At 38.2% G+C, this 25478-nt stretch carries 24 protein-coding genes and 1 pseudogene; 6 read left to right on the top strand and 19 right to left on the bottom strand.

What is annotated here, in order from left to right; all coding sequences use genetic code 11:
* Positions 1 to 4: 4 nt before the first annotated feature.
* From AT683_RS09160 to AT683_RS09135, 6 genes and pseudogenes are all read right to left on the bottom strand, one after another.
* A pseudogene (locus AT683_RS09160) lies at positions 5 to 1426 on the bottom strand (vitamin B12 dependent-methionine synthase activation domain-containing protein); the annotation flags it as partial.
* Positions 1427 to 1640: 214 nt separating this feature from the next.
* On the bottom strand, positions 1641 to 2141 hold the full coding sequence (gene napF, locus AT683_RS09155) for a ferredoxin-type protein NapF (RefSeq protein WP_058222237.1): 501 nt from the start codon (positions 2139 to 2141) through the stop codon (positions 1641 to 1643).
* A complete protein-coding gene (gene dmsD / locus AT683_RS09150; protein WP_011272354.1) occupies positions 2141 to 2752 on the bottom strand; it encodes a Tat proofreading chaperone DmsD in 612 nt (203 codons plus the stop codon). The genes napF and dmsD overlap by 1 nt, the downstream gene beginning before the upstream one ends.
* 111 nt (positions 2753 to 2863) lie before the next feature.
* Positions 2864 to 3703, bottom strand: a complete 840-nt coding sequence (locus tag AT683_RS09145; protein WP_038441400.1) for a dimethyl sulfoxide reductase anchor subunit family protein — start codon at positions 3701 to 3703, stop codon at positions 2864 to 2866.
* A gap of 1 nt (position 3704) precedes the next feature.
* A complete protein-coding gene (locus AT683_RS09140; protein WP_038441398.1) occupies positions 3705 to 4322 on the bottom strand; it encodes a DMSO/selenate family reductase complex B subunit in 618 nt (205 codons plus the stop codon).
* A 10-nt stretch (positions 4323 to 4332) separates the two neighbouring features.
* A complete protein-coding gene (locus tag AT683_RS09135) occupies positions 4333 to 6756 on the bottom strand; it encodes a DMSO/selenate family reductase complex A subunit (RefSeq protein WP_044364421.1) in 2424 nt (807 codons plus the stop codon).
* 252 nt (positions 6757 to 7008) lie between these two features.
* On the opposite strand from AT683_RS09135, the gene AT683_RS09130 reads away from it, so the two are divergent.
* Genes AT683_RS09130 through AT683_RS09120 form a run of 3 tightly spaced genes read left to right on the top strand, consistent with a single transcriptional unit; the run spans position 7009 to position 8742 of the window.
* Positions 7009 to 8118, top strand: a complete 1110-nt coding sequence (locus AT683_RS09130) for a transglutaminase-like domain-containing protein (protein ID WP_011272358.1) — start codon at positions 7009 to 7011, stop codon at positions 8116 to 8118.
* On the top strand, positions 8093 to 8455 hold the full coding sequence (locus AT683_RS09125) for a mercuric transporter MerT family protein (RefSeq protein ID WP_005656013.1): 363 nt from the start codon (positions 8093 to 8095) through the stop codon (positions 8453 to 8455). Before AT683_RS09130 ends, AT683_RS09125 begins: the two co-directional genes overlap by 26 nt.
* Positions 8456 to 8463: 8 nt before the next feature.
* On the top strand, positions 8464 to 8742 hold the full coding sequence (locus AT683_RS09120; protein WP_005651690.1) for a heavy-metal-associated domain-containing protein: 279 nt from the start codon (positions 8464 to 8466) through the stop codon (positions 8740 to 8742).
* Positions 8743 to 8866: 124 nt separating this feature from the next.
* Here the strand turns inward: AT683_RS09120 and AT683_RS09115 are convergent, their stop codons facing one another.
* Together AT683_RS09115 and AT683_RS09110 are read right to left on the bottom strand one after the other, a co-directional pair.
* The gene (locus AT683_RS09115) at positions 8867 to 10711 is read right to left on the bottom strand and encodes an ABC transporter ATP-binding protein (protein WP_011272359.1); all 1845 of its coding nucleotides are present in this window, start codon (positions 10709 to 10711) and stop codon (positions 8867 to 8869) included.
* Between the two features lie 78 nt (positions 10712 to 10789).
* Complete coding sequence (locus AT683_RS09110) at positions 10790 to 11686, bottom strand: cupin domain-containing protein (protein WP_011272360.1); 897 nt, start codon at positions 11684 to 11686, stop codon at positions 10790 to 10792.
* Positions 11687 to 11797: 111 nt separating this feature from the next.
* On the opposite strand from AT683_RS09110, the gene AT683_RS09105 reads away from it, so the two are divergent.
* Positions 11798 to 12139 (top strand): carboxymuconolactone decarboxylase family protein, encoded by a 342-nt coding sequence (locus AT683_RS09105; protein WP_011272361.1) that lies wholly within the window; start codon positions 11798 to 11800, stop codon positions 12137 to 12139.
* Between the two features lie 110 nt (positions 12140 to 12249).
* On the opposite strand, the gene AT683_RS09100 is transcribed toward AT683_RS09105, so the two are convergent.
* Positions 12250 to 15024 (bottom strand): DEAD/DEAH box helicase family protein, encoded by a 2775-nt coding sequence (locus tag AT683_RS09100; protein ID WP_058222236.1) that lies wholly within the window; start codon positions 15022 to 15024, stop codon positions 12250 to 12252.
* Positions 15014 to 16432 carry a site-specific DNA-methyltransferase gene (locus AT683_RS09095; protein WP_079989942.1) on the bottom strand — a complete coding sequence of 473 codons (1419 nt, stop codon included), beginning with the start codon at positions 16430 to 16432 and terminating at the stop codon, positions 15014 to 15016. Before AT683_RS09095 ends, AT683_RS09100 begins: the two co-directional genes overlap by 11 nt.
* Between AT683_RS09095 and AT683_RS10080 the strand changes: the two genes are divergently transcribed.
* Positions 16373 to 16594, top strand: coding sequence for a hypothetical protein (locus tag AT683_RS10080; protein WP_041174754.1), 222 nt, complete (start codon positions 16373 to 16375; stop codon positions 16592 to 16594). The genes AT683_RS09095 and AT683_RS10080 overlap by 60 nt on opposite strands.
* An 80-nt stretch (positions 16595 to 16674) precedes the next feature.
* Here AT683_RS10080 and AT683_RS09085 read toward each other — a convergent pair whose 3' ends face one another.
* The 6 genes from AT683_RS09085 to AT683_RS09060 form a co-directional block, all read right to left on the bottom strand.
* Positions 16675 to 17127, bottom strand: coding sequence for a site-specific DNA-methyltransferase (locus tag AT683_RS09085; protein WP_058222235.1), 453 nt, complete (start codon positions 17125 to 17127; stop codon positions 16675 to 16677).
* A 215-nt stretch (positions 17128 to 17342) separates the two neighbouring features.
* A complete protein-coding gene (rnhB, locus tag AT683_RS09080) occupies positions 17343 to 17936 on the bottom strand; it encodes a ribonuclease HII (RefSeq protein ID WP_011272364.1) in 594 nt (197 codons plus the stop codon).
* Positions 17929 to 19101, bottom strand: coding sequence for a lipid-A-disaccharide synthase (lpxB, locus tag AT683_RS09075; RefSeq protein ID WP_011272365.1), 1173 nt, complete (start codon positions 19099 to 19101; stop codon positions 17929 to 17931). Before lpxB ends, rnhB begins: the two co-directional genes overlap by 8 nt.
* A 66-nt stretch (positions 19102 to 19167) precedes the next feature.
* A complete protein-coding gene (lpxA, locus tag AT683_RS09070) occupies positions 19168 to 19956 on the bottom strand; it encodes an acyl-ACP--UDP-N-acetylglucosamine O-acyltransferase (protein ID WP_011272366.1) in 789 nt (262 codons plus the stop codon).
* A gap of 13 nt (positions 19957 to 19969) precedes the next feature.
* Positions 19970 to 20374, bottom strand: a complete 405-nt coding sequence (gene fabZ, locus AT683_RS09065; RefSeq protein WP_042599657.1) for a 3-hydroxyacyl-ACP dehydratase FabZ — start codon at positions 20372 to 20374, stop codon at positions 19970 to 19972.
* Between the two features lie 117 nt (positions 20375 to 20491).
* On the bottom strand, positions 20492 to 22060 hold the full coding sequence (locus tag AT683_RS09060; RefSeq protein ID WP_038441387.1) for a phosphoethanolamine transferase: 1569 nt from the start codon (positions 22058 to 22060) through the stop codon (positions 20492 to 20494).
* A gap of 131 nt (positions 22061 to 22191) precedes the next feature.
* On the opposite strand from AT683_RS09060, the gene pyrH reads away from it, so the two are divergent.
* On the top strand, positions 22192 to 22905 hold the full coding sequence (gene pyrH, locus AT683_RS09055; protein WP_005662848.1) for a UMP kinase: 714 nt from the start codon (positions 22192 to 22194) through the stop codon (positions 22903 to 22905).
* A gap of 238 nt (positions 22906 to 23143) precedes the next feature.
* On the opposite strand, the gene nrfD is transcribed toward pyrH, so the two are convergent.
* Genes nrfD through nrfB form a run of 3 tightly spaced genes read right to left on the bottom strand, consistent with a single transcriptional unit; the run spans position 23144 to position 25430 of the window.
* A complete protein-coding gene (nrfD, locus tag AT683_RS09050; RefSeq protein ID WP_005669842.1) occupies positions 23144 to 24109 on the bottom strand; it encodes a cytochrome c nitrite reductase subunit NrfD in 966 nt (321 codons plus the stop codon).
* Positions 24106 to 24783 (bottom strand): cytochrome c nitrite reductase Fe-S protein, encoded by a 678-nt coding sequence (nrfC, locus tag AT683_RS09045; protein WP_038441385.1) that lies wholly within the window; start codon positions 24781 to 24783, stop codon positions 24106 to 24108. The genes nrfD and nrfC overlap by 4 nt, the downstream gene beginning before the upstream one ends.
* Positions 24780 to 25430 (bottom strand): cytochrome c nitrite reductase pentaheme subunit, encoded by a 651-nt coding sequence (nrfB, locus tag AT683_RS09040; RefSeq protein WP_038441383.1) that lies wholly within the window; start codon positions 25428 to 25430, stop codon positions 24780 to 24782. The genes nrfC and nrfB overlap by 4 nt, the downstream gene beginning before the upstream one ends.
* Positions 25431 to 25478 lie beyond the last annotated feature (48 nt).

The raw sequence follows: 25478 nt of genomic DNA, 5'->3' as shown, positions 1-25478 counted from the left end.
AATTTTACTTCATCGCCACACCCAACCATTTCATCATCTCTCTCTCATCCCAACCTTTACGTTTGGCATAACCTTGAGCTTGGTCTTCATCAATGCGACCTAAGGTGAAATAATTGCTTACCGGGTGGGTGAAGTACCAACCGCAGACGGAAGCTGCCGGCCACATGGCGTAGCTTTCGGTGAGTTTCATGCCGATGCATTGTTCGACTTCTAATAAATCCCAAATCAGGGCTTTTTCCGTGTGTTCCGGGCAGCTTGGATAACCCGGTGCAGGTCGGATGCCAACATAATTTTCATTAATTAACCCTTGGTTGTCAAATTCTTCTTGCGTGTAGCCCCAAATGCGGGTGCGAAGCTCAAAGTGTAGGTATTCCGCCATTGCTTCAGCTAAGCGGTCGCCCACAGCTTGTAGTAAGATAGCATTGTAGTCATCGCCTGCAGCTTTATAGCCTTCTACTAAATCCATTTCTTCAACACCCGCACAGACGGCGAACATGCCGAACCAGTCTTTTTTACCGCTTTCGCGATCGGCGATAAAGTCGCTTAAGCAGAAGTTAAATGGGCTCTTGCTGTTTTTACCACGTTCCGTTTGTTGGCGTAAGCCGTAAGCGGTGCCAATTGTTTTCGTGCGTTCTTCATCAGAGAATAGCACAACATCATCGTCCACACGTTCTGCAGGGAAAATGCCTAAAATACCGCTTGGGTTGAGTTTGTGGTTTTGCTCTAATTCATCTAAAACCACTTGCGCATCATTCCATACTTTACGTGCTTCTTTGCCACCTTCAGGATAATCAAAGGCATCCGGATAGCCGCCCATCAAGCCCCAAATACGGAAGAATGGCGACCAGTCGATAAATTTGCGCAACTCGGCAATTGGTACGTTTTTAAATTCCACAATGCCCGTTTGTTTTGGCGTTGGTGGCACGTAATCTGCCCATTCACCACTAAAGCCACTTAATGCGATGATATCCGCTTTTTCATCAATAGCAGTTTGAATGATCTTGTCCGCCGGCACCATCACGCCTAAGTCAATGACTTCAAAGTTATTACATTGCATTACCACGCTTACGATGTTTTTACCGATATCGTGCACGTCGCCTTTTACGGTTGCAATCACCACTTTAGCGTTGCTGGAACCTTTTTGTTTGGTGGCGTTAATAAACGGCTCTAAATACGCCACGGATTGTTTCATCACGCGTGCGGATTTCACCACTTGCGGCAGGAACATTTTACCATCGCCGAATAAATCGCCGACTACGTCCATGCCAGCCATCAACGGGCCTTCAATCACATCTAGTGGGCTTGGTAATGTTTGGCAAGTGGTAATCCCTTTCACAAGGGCGTGTTTTAAAAGTTCTCCCACTGGCCAAGTGCACCATTCTGCGACAGAATCGACCGCACTTTTCTTAAACTTCTCGCCTCTAAAATCGGCTTAGGTCAGTTTATATTTTTGGATCATCGTCCCCATCGCACCGTCTAAAATGAGAATGCGATTTTCTAGAGCTTGTTTAAGTTGAGCGGTTTTATTCACCATAATTATTTTGTTCCGTAAATCTTAAATAAATAACTACGGAATAATAGGTGTAAGGGCTAGGGGTGTCAAATGTTAGAAGGAAAGTGCGGTGGAAAATTAAGGTTTTTTATTTAAGTGTAATGGCTGCGACAAAACAGGTAATTTTACATTCTCCGCACCCATTGCAACGTTCATTATCAATCTCTAAAGTGCTGGAGATTGCTTGTTGTGGGCAAGCGGTTTGACAGTCTAGACAAGTTTGATTCTTTTGAATTAAACAGGCTGAGGAAAATTGTGGACGAAGTAATGTATCTGCTGGGAAATTAAGGTGCAATGCATTTGTCGGACAAACTTCTGCGCATTTACCACACAAATCACAAGGTGCGTAGTTAATTTCAAGGGTGGCTTGTTGCTGTTTTAGTTGAATTAAACCATTAGGGCAAGCTGAAGCACATTTCCCACAACCATTGCAGACGGCGGAAAATAAATCTTCTCGTGCTGAAAAGGGAGGACGAAACTGCGTTTTTTCTATTGTTGATTTTGTAGCTGGAAATATATGACGCAATAGTCCTCTACGAGAAATGTGATGGTGGCTTAAATAAGCCTGATAATAGGCTTCGTTTTTCATTATCGATAAAATCTTACTGTCGGTATATTAATATGTAAATCTACTTGCCATTGTTGTAAAGTTTTTAGGGTAAGTAATGCAAGAGCTTGATAAAAATCAGAATTTTCTATTTTGCTTAGTTGTTCAAGGAAATGATACGCCCAAGTTAAGAAGTGTTCACGTAGAAATTCGATTAATAAGTGCGGTCGATTTTCTGCTAAATATGCAGCAAGCATTAGCATTAAGCCAATATGATCTTCTGGTTCATCTTGTTGTGTTTGAAATGCGATTTGATGTTGTTGTAAGAAATCTCGTAATGCTAAGAGAGAATTACCAAAAATAACACATTCAGGATCAAGATATACGGATCCCCAAGGTGGCGTAGGTAATTCATTTGGACCAATAAATAAATACTGATATTGTTCATTGATATTTTGTTGCAGCCCTTTTTCAATAAGTGCGGTAATTTTTTTATGTGTTTTTACATCAAATGAAATTTCCCATTCTTGCATCCAATTTGGTTGGCGAAAGAATGTCAAAATATCAGTAAGTCGTGCATCATTAGGCTCATAGTAAAATACTGCACCGAGTAAACGTCCATAAATAGAAATTTGTTGAAGAGTATTTTGCATAGTATCTCCGAAAACAATTTGTCATTAGTGAATGGGGATATGAGGGTTGGTTAAATATTACTAATTAACGTTTTTAAAAATTGAGGCGTATGCTATACGCCTCAACATAATTTAACCACCAATCGCCATACCGTAAGTCATATGTAATCCATAAAATAATACGCGACCGATGCCTTCAGCTACTAACGTTAATAGAACGGAAATACCTAATAGTCCTATGTTTTTCACTCGGAATAAGAGGAAAGCTACAATGGAAAGTAAACATAAGCGAGTTACGGTCATTATGGCATAATTTGGTACGAGGTCAGCGGCATTTTGAATAGCACTGTGAATATTGTGTAAATTGAAGCCTTGATATATGGCTACTATTGCGACCAATAATACTCCAATGGCAAATAAACTTGGCAGATGCTGAAGCTGATATTCACGTTGTTTATTAGGGATTAATAACGCATAGCTCAATGTTAATCCACCTAATACAACGGTAAGATAGAATGACCAAGAGGTTAATGCATTATTCCAAGTTGGTATGCTTGTAATATGGTAAACCTGATTCATTACATACATAAATAGTATGCCGATAAGGGCGGTCACAATTCGCCATACATTTCCAAGTGAAACTGGCATTTTACCTAAAATTGCAATCAGCCAGTAGAAACCTGCTAATGCGAAAAATATTGCACCAGCGGCAATTTCATTACTCATCATTGATGAGCCGACTCGATTAAGTGAATTAAATGCACGTATAGGTAAGCCAAGATGCATAATGGAAGCAATAAATCCAATACCTAGCAAAGCCAAAATCACAAACATTACTTTATGAATATAAGTGCGACTTTTTGTATTTTTCTCATTTAATAGTACAAATGTGAAAACAAGCCAAGCACCGACCGCACTTTGTGCCAAAACTGTAAAAAATACTAGTGGCAGTTCATATAATCCTGTATTCATCTTACACCTCTCTTGGGTTTCCTAAGAACCCACTTGTATCGCCACTTAAACGAGCGTGTTTATTGGGTTTTACCACTAAATTTGGTTGAGTGATATCAGCCGGTGGTAGTGGTGCGATGGAGGCTTGTGTGCCATATTTTGCTCGAAGTTCATCAATAGGAGCGAAATCCAATGCGCGTAGTGGGCAGGCATCAACACAAATCGGTTTTTGACCTGATTTTACGCGAGAATAACATCCATCACATTTTGTCATATGACCTTTTTGTGCATCATATTGCGGTGCATCATAAGGACATGCCATATGGCAATAACGACAACCGATACAAATTTCTTCATTGACGATCACGAAACCATCTGCATTTTTGTGCATTGCACCAGTTGGGCAAACTTTTGTACAAGCAGGATCTGCACAATGATTACAAGAAATAGACATATAATAAGCAAATATATTTTGATGCCAGCATCCATCTGCTTGTTGATTCCACTGACCACCTGTATATTCATAAATACGACGAAAATTGACTTCTGTGCCAAGATCTTTGTAATCCTTACAGGCTAATTCACAAGTTTTACAGCCTGTGCAGCGTTCAGAATCAAAATAAAAACCATATTGTTCCATAATTATCCCCCTACAAACGTTCCACTTGAACTAAATTAGAATGTTGCGGATTACCTTTCGCAAGCGGTGATGGGCGTTGTGTCGTAAGTACATTAATGCAACCTGAATGATCGATACGATCTTTATCTGGTGCATACCAAGCCCCCTCGCTTAATGCCACAACCCCTGGAATAATACGGGGGGTAATTTTTACATTAATACGTACTTCGCCTCGATCATTAAAGATACGAATCATATCGCCATTTTTAATATTACGAGGTTCTGCATCAATAGGATTCATCCAAACTTCTTGTGGATTAGCTGCTTTTAATACATCCACATTGCCATAAGTTGAATGGGTTCTTGCTTTGTAGTGAAAACCACTTAGTTGTAACGGATATTTTTCCATTAATGGATCGCCGTAATGCTCAAAACTTTGGGCGTGAATTGGTAAAGGATGAATTACTTCATCTTCTGCTAATTTCCAAGTTTTTGCTATTTCAGCTAGACGAGAAGAATAAATTTCAATTTTGCCAGATGGCGTTTTAAGTGGATGGGCTTCTGGATTATCACGGAAATCTTTGTATGCAACTTTAAAGCCATTAGGATCAACCTTTTTAAAAATACCTTGTTGTCTAAATTCTTCAAAAGTAGGTAATTCAGGTAATTTTTCTCGAGATTGCTCATAAATATGGCGTAACCATTCCTCTTGTGTTCTTCCTTCAGTAAATTTTTCTTTTACGCCCATTTTCTCAGCTAAATCACTCAACATATCGTAAATAGGTCTGCATTCAAAAGATGGTTTGATCACTTGATCTGCAAAAATGACATAGGCCATATTGGATACAAAGGCATCTAAAGCGAAATCCATTTGTTCTGAAGTTGTACAATCTGGTAATAAAATATCACTGTATTTGGCAGTAGATGTCATATGATTATCAATAGTAATGATCATTTCACATTGGGTATCATCTTGTAAAATATCGTGGGTACGATTGATTTGTGCATGCTGATTAATCAAACAGTTACTTGCGTAATTCCAAATTACTTTAATGGGGGAAGATAATTTATCAACACCACGAATACCATCTGTAAGTGCGGTCATTTCTGTGCCGCGAATAATTGCATCTGTCCATAAAAACATTGGAATGCTTGCTTTCACGGGATTTTTCAGCGTTGGCATCCGCACAAATGGAATGCTGTACGCACTTTCACGAGCACCAGTGTTACCACCGTGAATTCCAACATTACCCGTTAAGATTGGTAACATCGCGATGGCACGAGAGATTAATTCTCCATTACTACGACGTTGAGGCCCCCAGCCTTGGGAAATAAAGGCAGGTTTTGTACTACCAATTTCACGTGCGAGTTTAATAATTCTCTCCGCTGGAATACCAGTGATTTTAGCCGCCCATTCAGGGGTTTTAGCGATACCATCATCATCACCATAACCTAAAATATAGGCTTTATAATGACCATTTTTAGGGGCGTCAGCGGGTAATGTTTTTTCATCATAACCAACACAATATTTATCTAAGAAAGGTTGATCCACGAGATTTTCTTTAATCATTACATAAGCAAGGGCAGCAACAAGGGCTGCATCAGTACCCGGACGAATTGGGATCCACTCATCTTCACGCCCTGCACCAGTATCATTATAACGAGGATCAATAATAATCATTTTGGCATTGGAACGAGCTTTGGCTTGTTCAATACAATAAGTTAAACCACCTCCACTCATACGAGTTTCTGCAGGATTATTACCGAATAACACTATTAATTTGGTGTTTTCAATGTCAGCCATTCCATTTCCCAATGCCCAACCACCACCATAGGTATAATCTAAACCGACTGCAATTTGTGCGGTGCTGTAATCACCATAATGGTTTAAATATCCACCAATACAATTCATAAAACGAGCGATCATAGTGGATGCAGGAGGCCAAGATTTAGCCATTGTGCCACCGAGTGTTCCCGTACCATAGTTTAAATAAATTGATTCATTGCCATATTTTTTGATATTGCGTTTCAATGCGTCTGCAATTTCAGTTAAAGCCTCATCCCAACTGATTCGTTTGAATTTACCTTCTCCGCGTTTACCTATACGTTTCATTGGATATTTTAAACGGTCTGGGTTATACACTCGACGACGCATAGAACGTCCACGTAGACAAGCACGAACCTGATGATCAAGATTATATGTTTCTGTCCCCGTATTATCGGTTTCCACATAAGTGATTCGGTTATCTTTTACGTGCATTCGTAATGGACAACGGCTACCACAGTTTACTGTACAAGCACTCCAAACAATACGTTCCTGACTATTTTCATTGAGGTGTTGTGTCTCTTTAGCCATTACATTGAAAGGTAAAGTAAGATTTGAAACTGCCAGTGCAGCTCCCGCAGATGACGCCTTGACAAAATCTCGGCGACTTATTTGATTAAAGTTACTCATAATATCGTCCCCCACAGTAAGATCGAGTAATAACTAAAACGAGTTAATTATAATCTTTGTATAGAAGTTTTACTTGAGCCAAATCAACTAATTATTAATAGGTACATTATTTATAGGGTATTTTAGTAGGTTGATGTTTTTATAAATTTTGGAATAACAAATTGACTATAGATTTAAAAATCCGTTAGCATAGTGGCGTATTAGTTTATCTAATATGTTAAGTTTAACTATTATTAACTAGAGGATCTTTTCATGAAGAAACTTATCGCGGTTGCGGTGTTTTCTGCGTGTGGCTCGTTAGCTCATGCAAACACCATTATTCCAAACTACAATACAGACGCCCATCTTTACGAATTCACGCAAACCTATGATTTAGTTGTGCCAAAAGGCTCGCAAGGACAAACCAATTTATGGGTTCCATTACCATTTAATGGGGAATACCAACAAGTGAAATCGATTCACTTTGAAGGTAATTACATGAATGCCTATGTAACAGAAAACAATAAATACGGAGCGAAAACCTTATTTGCCACTTGGGATAAAGATGCACAAAAACGTGATTTAAAAGTCACGATGGTCATTGAAACAAAAGACCGTGAACCGATGGTGAAAGGTGCTTTAGAGAATTATACTCCGCCAAAAGATATTCAGTATTCCGTGGATGTACAAGAATACTTAAAAGCTACTCCACATATTAAAACTGATGGCATTGTGAAAGAATTTGCTGACAAAATCCTAGGTAAAGAAACTAATCCATTGAAGAAAGCAGAACTTATTCACCACTGGATCGTAAAAAATATGGAACGTGATAATTCTGTATTAGGTTGTGGTGACGGCGATGTAGAAAAAATTCTTACCACTGGCGTGTTAAAAGGTAAATGTACCGATATTAACTCTGTATTTGTGGCACTTGCTCGTGCTGCAGGCATCCCTGCTCGTGAAATTTTTGGTATTCGCTTAGGTACGGCAGAGAAAATGGGCAAATATTCAAAAGGTGCCTTCGGTAGTGCAAATGAACAAGGCATCGTAAACGTAAGTGGCGGTCAGCACTGCCGCGCTGAATTCTACCTTGCAGGATTTGGATGGGTACCAGTTGATTCCGCAGACGTTGCCAAAATGCGTTTAGCAGAGAAAAAATCTGTTGAAGATAAAGATACACAAGCCGTAGCAAAATATTTGTTTGGTAACTGGGAAGCAAACTGGGTGGGATTTAATCATGCCCGTGACTTCGATTTATATCCACAACCAGAACTGGCTCCAATCAATAACTTCGGCTATCCATATGCAGAAGTAGGTGGCGATCCGTTAAATTCCTTTGACCCAAAAGAATTTAAATATGACTACGTATCTAAAAAACTCTAATAAATCCTTTTGGGTTGCCATAGCCGCCGCACTAAGTGCTGCGGTGGCATCAACCTTGTGCTGCATCGCACCATTAATTTATTTAGTATTTGGTGTGTCGTCCACTTGGTTGATTGGCTTAGGCGAATATGATTATTTGCGTATTCCTATGCTTATCATTTCATTATGTGCCTTTGCCTATGGATTTTGGCTGTTGATGTTTTCCAAAAAAATCATTTGTAGCAAATATATTTCCCGTAAAAAACTTATCGTTTTATATTGGATTGTATTTATCGTGATGATTTTTTTCTTAACCTATCCAACAATTTTACCTTGGATTTTAGAATTAGCTAATTAGGAATAAAAATGAAGAAATTATGTACCGCACTTTTGCTTTCGCTGTTTGCAATTTCTTTCGCTCATGCGAATGAAACCAAACAAATTGTGCTAAAAGTAAAGGAAATGAATTGCCAGCTTTGTGCTTACTTAGTCAATAAAGAACTGCGTAATATTGATGGCGTTATTTCAACAAAAGCATCTATTAAAGATGGTTTAGTGACGGTTGTGGAAGATCCAAAAGTCACAAACCAACAATTATTCGATGCAATTCACAAGCTGAAATATACTGCTGAAGTCGTGAATTAAACGCTAAATATCTAGCAAAAAAGTGCGGTGAAAATTCACCGCACTTTTCTTTAGCTATTAAATTAGACTAATTTTTTAATTAGCTTGATTACAGTACAATTAATTAAATATGATAAACGCAATATTATTCAGCACTTCCGCTTAAAAATCCGCCACTTTGATGATTCCAAAGTTTAGCGTACAGACCATTGAGCTCTAGTAATTCGGCGTGCGTACCTTGTTCGACAATTTGTCCTTTATCAAGCACAATCAGGCGATCCATCGCTGCGATGGTGGATAAACGATGGGCAATGGCAATCACAGTTTTATTTTCCATCATCTTATCTAGACTTTCTTGTATTGCCACTTCCACTTCTGAATCCAATGCACTTGTGGCTTCATCTAACAATAGAATTGGTGCGTCTTTTAACATTACACGAGCAATGGCAATTCTCTGACGCTGACCACCAGAAAGTTTTACCCCGCGTTCTCCCACATGGGCATCATAGCCTTTTCTACCTTGAGAATCACTGAGAAATGGGATGAAATCAGCGGCTTCCGCTCGTTCAGCAGCTAAAACCATTTCTTCATCAGTAGCATTCGGGCGACCATAAATAATATTGTCACGTACAGAGCGATGTAGCAACGAAGTGTCTTGAGTGACTAAACCGATTTGGCGACGTAAGCTTTCTTGTTGCACATTGAGTACATTTTGTCCATCAATGGTAATTTCGCCTTGTTGTGCTTCATAAAAGCGAAGTAATAAGTTCACAATCGTAGATTTTCCTGCACCAGAACGACCGATTAACCCAACCTTTTCCCCTGGTTTGATAGTGAGATTGAAATGATTGAGTAATGGTTTTGTCGGATCGTAAGCAAAGGTAATATCGTTAAACTTAATTTCCCCTTGTTTCACTTGTAACGGTGACGCTTGTGGTTTGTCCACAATGGTGTGGGGTTTAGTTAAAGTATTCATTCCGTCGTTTACGGTTCCGATATTCTCAAACAAACGGGCAGATTCCCACATAATCCAGCGAGAAAGCCCATTTACGCGTAATGCCATGGCCGTTGCCGTTGCTATTGCACCCACGCCAACTTGACCATTTTTCCATAAAATAATACCAAGTATTGCAGTACTTAACGTAAGTAGAATATTTGTAGCGTAAGTGAGTGTATCTAGTGATGTTGCTAAGCGCATTTGGGCGTGTACTGTTACCATAAAATCTTGCATAGAACGCTTGGCATAAGTAGCTTCGCGTGAGCCGTGAGAAAATAATTTTACTGTAGCAATATTAGAATAAGCATCTGTAATGCGTCCTGTCATTAAAGAACGAGCATCAGCTTGTCGTTGTGCGGTTTTTGATAGTTTAGGAATTAGGGTTCGTAGGATCAAACCGAAGAGTATAATCCAAGTAATAAATGGTAATAAGAACCAAGAATCTAATGCCACTAGCACTACGCCAGAGGTAATAAAATATACCAATACATAAACGAACATATCTGCAAGTGTAAGTACTGTGTCACGTACTGCAAGGGCGGTTTGCATTACTTTTGCGGATACTCTACCTGCAAATTCGTCTTGATAAAAACTTAAACTTTGTCCAAGCATTAAACGATGGAAATTCCAACGTAATCGCATTGGAAATACGCCTTGTAAGGTTTGTAAATGCACGGCCGAAGCTAAAAATCCCCACACAATACTAATAAGTAATAGAGCAGCCATTCCAATTAATAAATGACTTTTTTCTTGCCATAATCTTTCAGGTGTAAATGTGCCTAACCAATCTACAAGCGTTCCCATAAATTGGAATAATACAGCTTCCATTACACCTGTACCTACGGTTAAAATTGCGAGCAAAAAAATCCAGCCTTTCATTCCTGTAATACTAGACCAAATAAAACGGAACAAACCTTTTTTAGGTGTTGTTGGATTGCTTTCTGGATAGGGATTCAAACGATTTTCAAACCACGAAAAAATTTTGTTAAACATATCTTTTCCTTAAAAAGAAAAGGCAACGCGGGTTGCCTTTTAGAAGTGCATATTATTATAGCACAAAAACAAATCAATTTATAGGCTGACAGATTTTCTGTATTGGCTTGGAGAAAGTTGGTAGTAATTTTTAAAAACTTTACAAAAATGCGCTTCTGATTGATACCCCACTTCTAAAGCAATGGCAAGCACAGATTGTTGTGATTGTTTTAATAAAAACGCCGCAGATTGTAACCGCACTTTCGTGAGAAAACGTCCTGGCGACATACCAAGTTGTTGTTGAAAAACACGAATAAAGTTTGCACGAGACATTGTTGCAAGTTCAGCTAATTGTTCAATATGCCAATCATTTTGAGGTTGTTGTAATATTGCTATCAGTGCAGTATTTAATCGCTTATCTTGTAAGGCGAATAAGATGCCTTGTTCAATTAAATTTTGTTGAATGGCGTGACGTAAAATATAAATTAAAAGTACATTTGAAAGTGCATCAACGACCGATTTCGTACCCGCATCATTTTTTTGTGCTTCTTGCAAAAAAAGCTGCACTAAAGGATGAATGGGCGTGTCGCATAAATTTATATGTAAATATTCAGGCATTGATGCCGTAAGAAGTGCATCTTGTTGATAATAAAAATTACCGCAGAACATTTTTAAATCTGGTGTACCTCGTCCAATCTGATGTAACTCAAATAATCCTTGATGACTTTTTTTTGTAGGAATATCTGCCCTTTTATTTACTGAATAATGCATAAAGTGCGGTTGATTTTGAGGAAGAAAAAAAATATCTCCCTCTTTTAAATGAAATTGTTTTTCATTTAGTGTAAGCTGGCACTCGCCTTGTTCAATAAGATGGAATATGCCTTTTCCTGCATCCTTTTCTTGATGAGATATTTGCCATTCGCCTTGAAATTCACAGCGAATATTAATTTCTCCACGCACTTGTGCTAAATGGGTAAGTTTATCTAAATAGTCCATAATGAGATGTTAGCGATAAAAATTGAGATAAATAAGCAAGTATCATAATCTAATCCGCCTATAATTTGCCACACCAGTTGGTTATTAATTCAATATATTTAGGAGAACATTATGTTTGCAGATTGGAAAGAACACACATCTCACGTTAAAAAATCATTTGGCGCATTGGGTAAACAACACCCTAAAATGTTACAAGCTTACCAAGCATTAGGCTCAGCCGCGGAAGAGGGCAATGTGCTTGACGCTAAAACTCGCGAACTTATCGCATTAGCAGTTGCTGTAACAACTCGTTGTGAAAGCTGCATTAGCGTACACGCAGAAGAAGCAGTAAAAGCTGGTGCAAGTGAAGCTGAGGTTGCTGCTGCATTAGCAACAGCTATCGCATTAAATGCAGGTGCAGCTTATACTTATTCTTTACGTGCATTAGAAGCATATAGCGTACAGAAAGGTTAATTACTCGTCATTCCATAAAGTTAAGTTGATTAAGAGAAAGGGAGCATTTTTTAATGCTCCCTTGTTTTGTTAAGGCTGTGTTTTAATAATACACCACTCTATTTTTCAAGCTATGTCTCTCCTAAAGGGAATAACTCCGTAAATTGTCCATTTTTCTGATGATCAGTAAAAAACGGCAAACCGATCAAACGATAATGCGGTGTATCTTTTTGCAGGATCTTATCCTTCCCATATTCCACTGTGATTGATTTTAAAAAAGCTTCTTTCCACCTATCAGTTTCCACTAAATGTTCGCCTTTGGGTTCAATGAAAATTTGGTAATGCAAAAAGTCGTTCACACCATTGGAAGAAGATTTTTGTTTATCTTTCAGCAATAAAACAAAGTCCGGCATAAATCCTTCACCATCGGCAAAGTTATTCAATTTAAACACTTCTTCATTGCGGATTAAATGAACGTCATATTTAGATTTCAAATCGCCCAAACGCTCTGAAATAAATTGAATTAACGCTTCTTCCAAACTCGTTCCAGCAAAATTATCCATCACATACCAATCATTTTGCATGGCAATAGCAGTTTTTACATCATCTTTTTTGACCCATTTTTGTTTTGGTGTGCCAAAAATTTCCCACAATTTTTTAGGCGTAAATTCTTTTGTACCGATAAATGGCATATCACTTTCATTGAGACGTTTTTCAACCATTTCCAAGATTTTTAGGCAGCCTGCAAGTTTGTCATCTGGGCTAATCTGTTTATCTTGCCCTAATCCCAAAAATTCAATTTGCCAATCTTTTAACAAGTTATTTTGCAATTCATTGCGATTTTGAATGTTGAGTTTGCTTTGCAAGCGATCGAAATGAAATAAAGATTGACTATTTTTTCCTTTGATATGCAAGGCTTTATTAAAAATGTGCCGCTCCATTTCACTCATTTTTATGGTTTGAGTAAAATTATTTTGTGTGCCGATTTGTCGGGCGGTTTCATCATTTTCATCGGCTGTAAATTGCGTTTCCTGCAACAATTGATTGCCGTGAATTTGGAATGAAAGCGTTTGCGGATTGGCTTTTAGGCTGTCTGCATTATTGGCTTTAGCATTGGGATTTTTTACTTTTTGATTTGCCCAAATCAATAGGTTTTTAAAAGTTTCATCATCTGCAAATTCAGATTTTAGTTTGAAGGTGGTTAAAACCTTGTCTTTATCGTTTTCGGGAATAAAGCCATCTTTGCGAAGTTCTGCTTTTAATTCTGAAATATAGCGAGATTGCTCATCGTGCGTGTAATAAAACAATTCTTCCAAAATACGCAATTCGTGTTGCATGTCATTGTCAAATTTGCGTTTATTCGGCTGTTTATCTTCAAACGCAAATGGAAAATAACGCACGCCACGACCAATCAACTGCTTTTCCGATACGGTGGCGGCAGCCGTTTTGCCTGATTTTTTATTTGAACCGCCGCCGTTTTGCCCTTCATATAAACGCACAATATCAAACAAATTCAGAACGTCCCAACCTTCGGTTAATCTGTCCACCGTAAAAATGGCACGGATCGGATTATCGGCCGCTTCCAAATTATTTAGCAATTTTTCGGTTTCGCTGTCGGTTTTTTCGGTTTTGGTTTTGTTGCTCTCGGAGTTGGTAATAATCACATTGTGTTTTTGATAATTTTGTTTTACCCAATCTGCCAAATGTGCAAACTCAACGCCTTTTTCCTGCATAAATTTTAGGGCTTGTTCAGTGCGGGTTTTGCCTTGTTCGTTGGCGTTATCGCTATCGCTATCGCTATCGTTCAAGCTTGTTGAAAATGTAGTTAAAAACGAAAAATCAACCGCCTGCACATTTTCTGCCCAATTTAAAAATGCCAGATAATCCGCTTTTGATTCATCAATCGTCTTACTTCTAAACAACATCACAGGCTTGAAATTGGCAATGCCATATTTCAACGCAATTCGATGTCGATACCAAGCAAACAATAAAGCGTGTAACACTCGCTCTTTCTTACCCAGCGTACTGGATACCAAATTGATTTCTTTGGTATAACCTTTTTGCAAAAATTCTTTTAAGCCAAATTTTGTGATGATTTTATCAGCGTACTTTTGTTGCACGTCAGCATTTTCAGGCAGCGTGGCGGTAAATTCCAACAGCACATTTTGGCTATGATTGCCATTTTTATTGAGTAACAATTCCAAAACCATATGCTCCCAGCCTTTACGTTCAATTTCGGCATTGCTGGTGCGGTCGTTCATTTCCTTTTCTAAATCTAATTCGCCTTGTTTTTTGCCTTTGGTTTGCGCGTTTAAATGGTGCGCTTCATCACCCAGCATCACAAGGTTCAATTTGTGCAAATCCGCCAATGTGGTTTGATTTTCCCGCCGGGTGCGAATATCGTTATACAGCTTTTGAATGCTGGTAAATTTAATTTCAATGCCGTCTGAATGTGGGCTAAATGTCTCCACTTTGCGAATAGGAATTACCGTATCGCCCTGCAAAATCTTCTCGGTAAATAAAAATTTTGCGTGCGTCGGATCGGTAAAATTATTTTCCGTTTTATCCACGATATTGTTTTGATTCACAAAAAACAGAAAATGCCGATACCCTTTTTCAAAATAATACAAAATCAACGCTGCCATCATCATCGTTTTGCCTGCACCTGTTGCCATATTAAATAGCAAATGGGTAGGGCGGTTTTTGATATCGGGGAAGTCCTTTAATTTTGGAGTGCGGTCAAAAATTACAAAGTTTTCTAAAGCCGATTTCTGCCATTCAAAAAACGGATATTTCAAATTATTTGAAACAAATTCAGGCAGTGCGAAAAAATCTGTCTGTTCCATTTCTTCCAGCATTGATTTGCGGTCTTCCACCCAATCAAACAACGTTTTATTATTCGCCATCTTTTTTCTCCGCTTGATTTTTTACTGATTGATAGAACGCACGGCTTAACGCTTTATCGTCATCGTTTAAGCAACCTGCAAATTGTTCATCGTCCATTTCGGATAATGAAACATACATTTGATTTAAATCCAACATTTCAAGCATCATTTGTTTTTGTTCGTCAAGTGGTAAGGTTTGAAATTCAGGTTCTTCAATGATTTGACTAAATTCATTCACGCTTACATTGTATTTCAAGAAATAGCGTTCGCATAATTCATTAAACAGCGTTTTGATGTCGTTTGAATTTTCGCACGCCAAAATTTGTTGTTTTGCTGTTTCGTTAAATGGAGCAAGTTCGGCATAAACAAACTCGCCACCGCCTTGCCAATTCACGGCTTTGGAAATACCGCCTTGCTCGCCTTCAATCACTTTTTTCAAGCGTTCAACGGCAAGCGTTTCAATATAATCCATTTGTTCAATACCGATGTATTGGCGGTTCATTTTATGAGCGACGGCGGCGGTTGTGCCACTGCCTAAATGGTAGTCTAGGACGATGTCGTTTTCGTTGGTTGCTGTTTTAATAATTTGTGAAATTAAACGCTCTCCTTTTTTGCCATTTTTAAAATCTACGCTCCCTTCTTTTCCAACATTTCCCATATCAAGGTAAAAACCTTCCCACCAATTACCACGAATTTTACGAAGTCCCTCATCATTATTGTAATTATCAGTTTTTCCCCAAGAATCTTGTAGTCTTAATAATTGGCAAACTTTGCCATTTTTATCTAATGTAAGAATATATTTTCTTCCATTTCTCTCAACTTCTTTCCATTTGCTATTTTCTAATTCAACGGATAAATCAAATCCAGTAACTTTATCGCTTCTTACAATCTTGGAAAGATGTGTTTTCACAATCTCGGCAAATTCATTACTTTTCTTAAATGCTTCTTTTAAAGAAAGTGCGGTTGTATTTTTTAAATCTTTTGGAAATCTATAATCATATAATTCTTTAAGTTGCCCAATAGCCCCATCGTTTTTTAAATATAGCGAATAGTGTTCATCATATTCTGAACGCAAATCATACAAGGGATTTATTGCAATATTTTTATGTCCATTTTTTGAAAAAACTATAATATATTCAGCATTTTTAACAATATTTCCATCTTGTGCCGCTTTAACTTTCATTCCTTGCGTTGTGGACATTTGGCAATGAATGGTTGTAACAAAATTTTCACGACCAAAAACTTCGTCCATTAAAATTTTCAAATAGGCTTGTTCATTGTCATCACATTGAACAAAAATCACGCCATCATCAGCCAACAATGTTTTCGCAATTTCCAGCCGATTTTTCATAAAAGTGAGCCAAGTGGAATGATTAAATTTGTCGTTGTATTTGAAACCGTCATTGCCCGTGTTATATGGCGGATCAATATAAATCAGCTTGATTTTGCCTTTAAACTGCTTGGCAAGCGAATGCAGGGCTATCAGATTATTGCCTTTGATAATGAGATTTTCGGCTGGCGTGCCGTCAAAATGGCGTTTGATTTCGCCAACGGGTTGCTTGCCATCTGCGGTATAGCGAGAGAATTTTGAGAATGCTTTTGCGTCAAAAAGTCGGTCAATTTCATCAAAAGCAAGGGTTTGATTAAAAAAGATTTCTTGTCTTTTTCGGGTTAATTTAGTGTATAATTGGCTGGCTGGCTGGCTGGCTGGCTGTTATTGCGTTTAAAATAAATTTCTTCGCCTTCTTCGGTGCTTTGTCCGCCATTTAGCACACAATCTTTAAACGGAAAATCCAACACAATATCCGAACTGTCTTTCAAAAAGCGGTTGCCGTCCGTCAAGCCAATGCGATTGGCGTATTTTGTGTAGGAATTATTGATTCTGTGTTTGTCCAAGAAAAAACGAAAATCCTGCAATTTAAACACCAAAACACCATTCACTTCCACAAAAAAATGGCGTTTTAACTCATCATTCCCCAATAACAACCCGATAATAGTCGGGTCGGTTTTTTCTACCAAATCCAACAGAATGTTTTTGGCTAAAATGGTTTTTTCTTCGTTCGCCCATACTTTTTCGTGTGATAGTAGGGCTTGGGTTAATTCGGTTTGAATGTCTGTCTTCATCGTTATAAATCCTCATAAGTCATTATTTTAATGTGCTATTACAAAGGAATAGCAGAGTGTTTAGGTATATTTATCGACCGTACAGGTTTAATTACTCTCTTAACCTGTTTTCTTTGACTCACAGAAGTCAAAAAATTTTGTTTATGTGCATCAAATTTTAGTGAAAGCATTAACACAGTATTAAAACACAGCCTTTGTTAAACCAAATTAGCATTCTAAAACTGTTCTAGTGCTTTTTTCACTGGGGCAAAGCTACGACGATGTTGCGGTAACGCACCAAGTTCAGCTAATTTTTCCAAATGTAATTTGGTCGGATAGCCTTTATGCTGGGCAAAAGCGTATTCTGGATATTGCTTGTCTAATTCTTCCATTTCTTGGTCTCGTGCCACTTTCGCCAAAATAGAGGCTGCACTGATTTCTGCCACAAGGTTATCGCCTTTGACGACGGCTTGCGCTGGAATAGCTAAATCTTTTGGGATCTTATTGCCATCAACCAACACAAAGTGCGGTTGAATTTTTAAAGATTTTACTGCTCGAGTCATTGCCAGCAAGGAGGCTTGCAGGATATTTATCTCGTCAATTTCGTTAGCTTCAGCTCGACCTAATGCCCAAGCAAGGGCTTTTTCTTTGATTTCTTCAGCAAGGGCTAAACGTTTTTTCTCAGAAAGTTTTTTAGAATCAGCGAGTCCTTCAATTGGATTATTCGGATCCAAAATAACGGCAGCCGTGACAACAGCCCCAACTAAAGGGCCTCGCCCAACTTCATCAACACCAGCGATCAATTCATAGCCTTGTGGATATTCAAACATTTTCTGTTCCTTCTAATAAATCAATGACTGCTTGAGCCGCTTGCTTATCGGCATTGCATTGAATCTTTTGGTGTAAATCCGTGAAGTGCTGAATTAAAATATGGCGATTTTTTACCGCACTTTCATCATCAGAAAGATAAGCAGATAATTTTTCAGCGAGCAATTCTGGCGTGCATTCTTCTTGAATCATTTCAGGCACGAGCATTTCATTCGCAAGCAAATTTGGTAAAGAAATATAATCGGTTTTCACTAAACGTTTTGCTAAGAAATAGGTCAGTGGTTTCATTCGATAGCCTACCACCATTGGGGATTTACAAAGCATTGCTTCAAGTGCTGCTGTTCCTGAAGCAAGAAGTGTTGCATCAGCTGCAATCATTGCTTGTCGTGCATTGCCGTCAATTAAATGCAGGTCTAGATTTGGCGCAATTTTAGCTTTAATGGCTTCAAATTGAATTCGTCGTTTTTCGTTCACCAAAGGAACAAGGAATTGTAAATCAGGAAATTGTTCTTTTAACAATAAAGCTGTTTTTAAGAAAGGCTCAGCCAGAAATTCCACCTCTGAACCACGGCTTCCAACTAGGATAGCTAAATAGCGTTGTGCGGGATCAATCTGTAGCATTTGGCATGCTTCGGCACGGTTTGGTTTGAGCGGAATAGCATCTGCCATTGTGTGTCCAATAAAACGGCAAGGGACATTAAATTTATCGTAAAAGGCTTTCTCAAAAGGCAAAAAGGCAAGAACTTGATGGGTCGCTTTGGCAATTTTATGGATACGATTTTGACGCCATGCCCATACAGAGGGGCTCACGTAATGAATGGTTTTAATTCCGTTAGCTTTGAGCTTGAGTTCTACATCCAAATTAAAATCAGGCGCATCAATGCCGATGTAAACATCAGGTTTTTCTTGCAACATAGTTTGAATGACATTTTTACGAATTTTCAGCAAACGAGGAAGATGTTTCAAGATTTCAGCCAAACCCATAACAGAAAGCTCTTCCATATCGACGAGCGTTTTACAGCCTTCAGCCAACATTCTTGTGCCTGCAATACCAATAAAGCGAGCATTAGGATAATGTGCTTTGAGCTGGCGAATTAAACCAGCACCGAGAATATCACCAGATACTTCTCCTGCAACAAGAGCAATGGTTGGATTTGTTTTGTTCATCAAATTTATCCTAAAAAATAACCGCACTTTGGTGTGCAAAGTGCGGTTGAAAATGAAGAAGTTTTATTAACGAATAATTCCGCGAGTTGAACGTTTGAAAAATTCAACAAAAAAACTGATCGCTGAATCGGTTTCCGCAATTTGCTCAATTTCTGGTAACACTTCTTCAAGTGTTTTACCGCCACGATAGAGCATTTTATAAATGTTACGGATTGTGTGCATGGTTGGTTTATCAAAACCACGACGTTTCAAACCCTCTAAGTTTACGCCAAATGGACGGGCGTGGTTGCCTTGCGCCATAACATAAGGTGGTACATCTTGGCTTACCATAGAACCACCGCCTAACATAACGTGTGCACCAACAATCACAAATTGATGAATCGCTGACATACCGCCAACAATCACGAAATCATCTAATTCTACGTGACCTGCAAGCGTTGCATTGTTTGCCAGAATACAGTTATTTTTAATTTGGCAATCGTGTGCAACGTGAACATTCACCATTAATAAATTGTTATTGCCAATAGAGGTTACGCCACAGCCTTGAATCGTGCCACGATGAATTGTCACGTGTTCACGAATTCGGTTGCTATTACCAATAATGGTTTTTGTAGCTTCGCCTTTATATTTCAAATCTTGGTTTACTTCGCCAATGCTCGCAAATTGATAGATTTCGTTATCTTCGCCAATCACGGTATCGCCACGTACCACAACGTGAGATTTCAATACAGTGCGAGCTTTGATTTCAACACTGCCCTCAATAATACAGAAAGGCCCAATAAAAACGTCTTCGCCAATTACCGCCCCTTCTTCAACGAGGGCAGTTGGATGAATTTTTGCACTTGGGTGGATCATATTTACCCCTTAATTAACGACGAGCACACATTAGTTTTGCTTCACAAGCGATTTCGCCATTTACGGTAGCAACGCCAGTAAATGAAGTGATACCACGGCGTTCTTTAATCACTTGAACGTTTAATTCCATTTGATCTCCAGGTAACACCGGGCGTTTAAAGCGCGCTTCATCAATACCTGCAAAGTAGAATAGTTCGCCGCCTTTTAATTCGAGAGTTTTAAAGGCTAAAATGCCCATTGCTTGTGCCAAAGCTTCTAAAATTAAAACGCCCGGTAAAATGGGTTCGCCTGGGAAGTGACCTGTGAAACAAGGCTCATTCACGCTGATATTTTTAATCGCTTTTAACCATTCGCCTTCTTTAAAATCCAATACGCGATCCACTAACAAAAATGGGTAGCGATGTGGCAATAAAGTCATAATTTCTTTTGATTCGATCACTCTTGGTTGTTGTTCTGACACGTTGATACCTTACAAAAAATAAACAAATAAAATCTGTCGGATTATACGATATTTATAGCTAAAAATAAAACGTACTCAATATGCTCCGTGTTTAGGACGAATATCAATGGCTGGATCGTCATCTTTACGATATTTTTCATCAATTCGTTTTTGCAATCCAAAGTCATTTTTATCCGATTCGTTAGAAAATAAATCTTCTGTTTGCGTTAATTGAGGATTTTGAATTCCTATCCAATTTGCAATCCCTTCTAAGAAATTTAAACCTGATTTAAACACCTTATATTCTTTGCGTTCCATATCATCTGATGAAATTTTGAATAGCGGAATATTATGGTGCTCTCGGCTGAAACAGTTTTGATTGAACAAAAGTATATTGTTTTTTTCATCTTGTTGGTGGCACAAACCGTGATCTGAGAAATAAATCATTGAGAAAGTGCGGTGATTTTTCTTCGCATTTTCTTCAAGCTGATCATATACACGTTTTAAAAATTCATCGGTTTTCTTAATAGACGACACATAGCAATTTAAATAACCATATTTCGGATTAAGATCTTTATCATCAAAAATTTTTGGATAATCTTCGATACGATCGCAAGCCATTGGGTGTGAACCATAAATATGCAACACAATAAAACGTTTTCCTTGAACAGAATTTTCTAATACTTGGGCGAATTTGGGTAATAAATCAAAGTCACTAAAGTTAGTCGAATTAAAGCTTCCGCCTTTTTTCAAGAAAAAGGTTTCATCAGATTTTGAAGCGAGGGATGAAACGGGCGTATCGAATTTACCGAGCATACCTTGATTAGAAAGCCAATAAGTTTTCACGCCTGCAGATTTGATTAGATCCACTAAACTCAAGCTGTAATTTGGTTCCCATTTTTCTTTGTTAGGAAGGGTTAGCATTAGACGAAGTGAGGCGACGGTATTTGTTCCTGCTGAACGAAAACCATCAATCAACGTGCCTTTAGCGTTAGACATAAAGGGGGTGTTTTCTATTGGATAACCGTAGGCATGGTGGTAATCTTTCCGCGCACTTTCTCCGAGTACAATTACATAATCATCATAGCGTGAATTTTCTAATGTTGATTTTCCCCAGTTATCAGATTGAGAGATTTGTTTTAGTTTTTGTACTTCATCTACAATTTTTAATGTGGAACTTACCGTTTCTTTAATCGGTTCAGCAAGCGGCATGTTGTAAGCAAAAAGCAATGTCGCCAAGGCAATAAATGTTTTATTACGATAAAATTTTATGCCAAATTTCACCGCACTTTTGTACTGAAGAAAAATCAAAATAGGAATGGCGAAAGCAATTAAGTAACTACTCACTGGAATTTGCAATAGAAATTCCTTCGTTTCCAATATATCTGTTGCGAAAAGCGAGGCGATATATTGATAGCTTGGAGGGCCAAAATTTAGCCCCGTAGGTGTATAAAAAGCATGCAGTAACGTAAGAGGTAGCAAAATAAAATAGAAGGATTTTTTACTGCTGCTTAATAAGAGAATAGTTATTGTCGCAAGCAGAATAAGATCTACAGTTGGTTCTGTAAACATCCCAGAACCGATTAAAATAAAATAACCCGCGAATGCGGCACAAATCACCGCAAAAAGTGCGGGCAAAATTTGGCTTGTTTTTTTCGTGTTCATCATTGTCTTCCCTGAAAAGAAAATATCGCTATTATCCACCTTTCACTCAGAATTTCCATATTTAACTTCTTCACTCTTGAGCGGTTATTTTATAGAATAAGCCAATTTTTTTAAGCCAGAAGGAAAAAACAATGAGCCAACCAATTTATAAACGTATTTTATTGAAATTAAGCGGTGAAGCATTACAAGGAGAAGATGGTTTTGGTATCGATCCTGCGATTCTCGATCGTATGGCTGTTGAAATTAAAGAATTAGTGGAGATGGGTGTGGAAGTTGGCGTCGTTCTTGGTGGCGGCAACTTATTCCGTGGTGCAAAACTAGCAAAAGCGGGGATGAATCGCGTGGTGGGCGATCATATGGGAATGCTTGCTACGGTGATGAATGGTTTGGCAATGCGTGATTCTTTATTCCGTGCTGATGTGAACGCAAAATTAATGTCCGCTTTCCAATTAAATGGTATTTGCGATACTTATAACTGGTCTGAAGCAATCAAAATGTTACGCGAAAAACGCATAGTCATTTTCTCTGCGGGAACGGGAAATCCATTCTTTACCACTGATTCTACCGCTTGTTTGCGTGGTATTGAAATTGAAGCTGATGTTGTGTTGAAAGCGACTAAAGTTGATGGTGTGTATGATTGTGATCCAGCGAAAAATCCTGATGCAAAACTTTATAAAAATTTAACTTATGCAGAAGTGATCGATAAAGAATTAAAAGTGATGGACTTATCGGCGTTTACTTTAGCTCGCGATCATGGCATGCCGATTAGAGTGTTCAATATGGGTAAACCTGGGGCATTACGTCAAGTAGTGACTGGTACTGAAGAAGGCACCACTATTTGTTAGTGAATGTTGAAAAGAATAATATTAAAGAAAATACATAATTAAATTAAGGACTAAACTTTTAATTCATTGAGTTTAGTCTTTTTAATTTAAATAAAGCATTACGGCAGGAATGAAAGTTTTCGTAAATTCTGTTTAGTCTTCATAGTTGGATTATTTAGATATAAAAATCTGCACGCTAATAAGTGAGAAAGTTAATCAAACTTTTAGAATGCAGATTAATTTTTTATAAAAAGTCAGTTTAGGCTACAGTGAGTTGTCCCGCATATAAAACAAAGAAACGTAAACAGAATACCCCAATTAAGTCAAAAATTGACACCAAGATAATAAAGTTACGATTGTATTTTAAACGGTCATTAACAAACATATTGGCGATTAATGGGATCAAGATACCGATAATCAATACTCCAACCCAGAATATCGCTCCCCAAAAACCAGATAAGGCATTATGTAAGGCAACTGTTTTTTGTCCGCCACCAAAATGTAAGCCAACGAAGAAACACACAAGCAAACCAAGTTCTGTCACCATAATTGGCACTTCAAATTTGTGGATAAAGTGCGATTCGTGAGAATCACCTTTTAGTTTTCCTGCAATTAAGATAATTAAGAAGGTTGCAGCAATACCAGATGATGTGCCAGAGGCTAAGAATAATGCGGGTAATACTGGGTTATTCAACATTGGATAGCTAATCAATGCAGAAAGTAAGAACCCTGTGTATGCACCAAGCACTGCAGCCAATATGAAAAGAATAACTTCGACTGGACTTGCAATACGTTCTGCAATACCGATGAGTTTCATCACAAATTGCAGTTTTGGTATAAAGCGATTAATTAATGCTTCGATTTCTTTTTTAAAAATCACTACACCCCAAATTACTAAAAATAACATATAGATTTGGAATAGCATGACCCCCATCGACATTACGGAGTTGAATTGATAGTTAAACATCAATTTCCAGAATGTCCAAGGTCGAGTCAAGTGGAAAATTAATAGCGTTAAACCAATTAATGTTGGCACAGATCCTAAAATTACCCCAGATCGAATAATCCAGTTTTGGCTTAGATTTTCTAGTTTATTACTGCGTTTATAGGCAATTGCTAACTGTACTGCACCAGATGAGATCCCCAATAAAAACAAGTAGATCGCAATGGTATAATCCCACACTAGATTAGGCGTATGAAATGGAACTGGATAATCTAACGTCATCTTCTAGGCTCCCCATGTTGGAATGGAATGTGATATAAGTTTGGTTGTGTACCTAATTCCACTTTAGTGCGATAAACTGATTTTTCTTTCACTTTACGTGAAACTGCACTTGTTGGATCATTCATATCCCCAAAGGTTAATGCTTTGGTTGGGCAAGCCTCTACGCAAGCAGGTTGTTTACCATTGGCTAAATTTGTATCGCGGCAGAAGTTACATTTATCTGCGGTACGATGTACTGGATGAATAAAACGTACACGATATGGGCAAACTGCTATACAGTATTGGCAGCCTACGCATAAATCTTTATGTACATCTACAATGCCAGTCTCTTTATCAATAAAAGATGCACCAGTTGGACAAACTGCTACACAAGGTGCATTTGTACAATGTTGGCAAGATTGACGAAAGAACTCGTATTCTTGATTTGGAAATTCCCCATAAGGTTCACTACGTAGAATCTCTAAGCGAGAAACGCCTTCTGGCACTTGGTTTACATCACGACATGAGTCCATACAGGCTGTACAACCGATACACGCATTTTCATCATGTATCATTGCGTAACGTTTAGGTTTATCCGCCTTGTCTTCTTTTGCAAAAGAAGGTAAAGATGTTCCCGTCATAAGGATCACTGCCCCCATGCCAGAAACAAAGTTTCGGCGTGAGCAGACTGTCATTGTTTATCCTTTTGTTTGGTTAGTTTATCTTGTTCAGCTTTACGTTTTTGTTGTTTACCATGGCAATCTACGCAAAGTTTAACGCGTTGTTTTGGTTGAATACCTTTCATTGCGTCTTCTTTAGGATGAAGAGTATGGCAACTTGCACAAGGCAATTTCATTGCGTGAACATCATGCGCCCATAGTTTTTCACGAAGTTTGTCAGGTTGGTGACAAGCAAAGCAAACTTGGTTTTGTTCTTGAACTGAATACATCGGTTTTTTATTACCGAAAATATCCCCTTCAAAACGCATAACATCTTTAGCACCACGACGGTGATTTTCAGAAATGTTACCGTGACAGCTTACACAAGTAATTGCTTTACCGTTATTTGGATTTTTCTTATCTAAATGTGCGCCGTGAAATTTACCAAAGTGGAGTTCGCCACCAGACTGTTCTAGCGTTTGGTTCTTATCTACCTTGTCGAATTTATGGCATTTAGCACAATATTGATTTGGATCGCGTTGGTTATCTAATTGCGGTTCATAAGTAAAATGATCCGCAGGTTTTTGTGCATCATCGGCATAAGCCAAAAACGGCAATGCGACAAATGCCACACTTAACGCTAACGCTTTTGCAGATTTGTTGATTAAAGAAGTTAAATTCATTTGGGTTACCTCAAATTTGACCTTGAAAATTACCGCACTTTCTAGTTG

The organism is Haemophilus influenzae (assembly GCF_001457655.1).
In the GTDB taxonomy this organism is placed as follows: Bacteria; Pseudomonadota; Gammaproteobacteria; order Enterobacterales; family Pasteurellaceae; genus Haemophilus; species Haemophilus influenzae.
The sequence above is the reverse complement of the archived record's forward strand: the minus strand, read 5'-3'. Positions and strand labels throughout refer to the sequence as shown.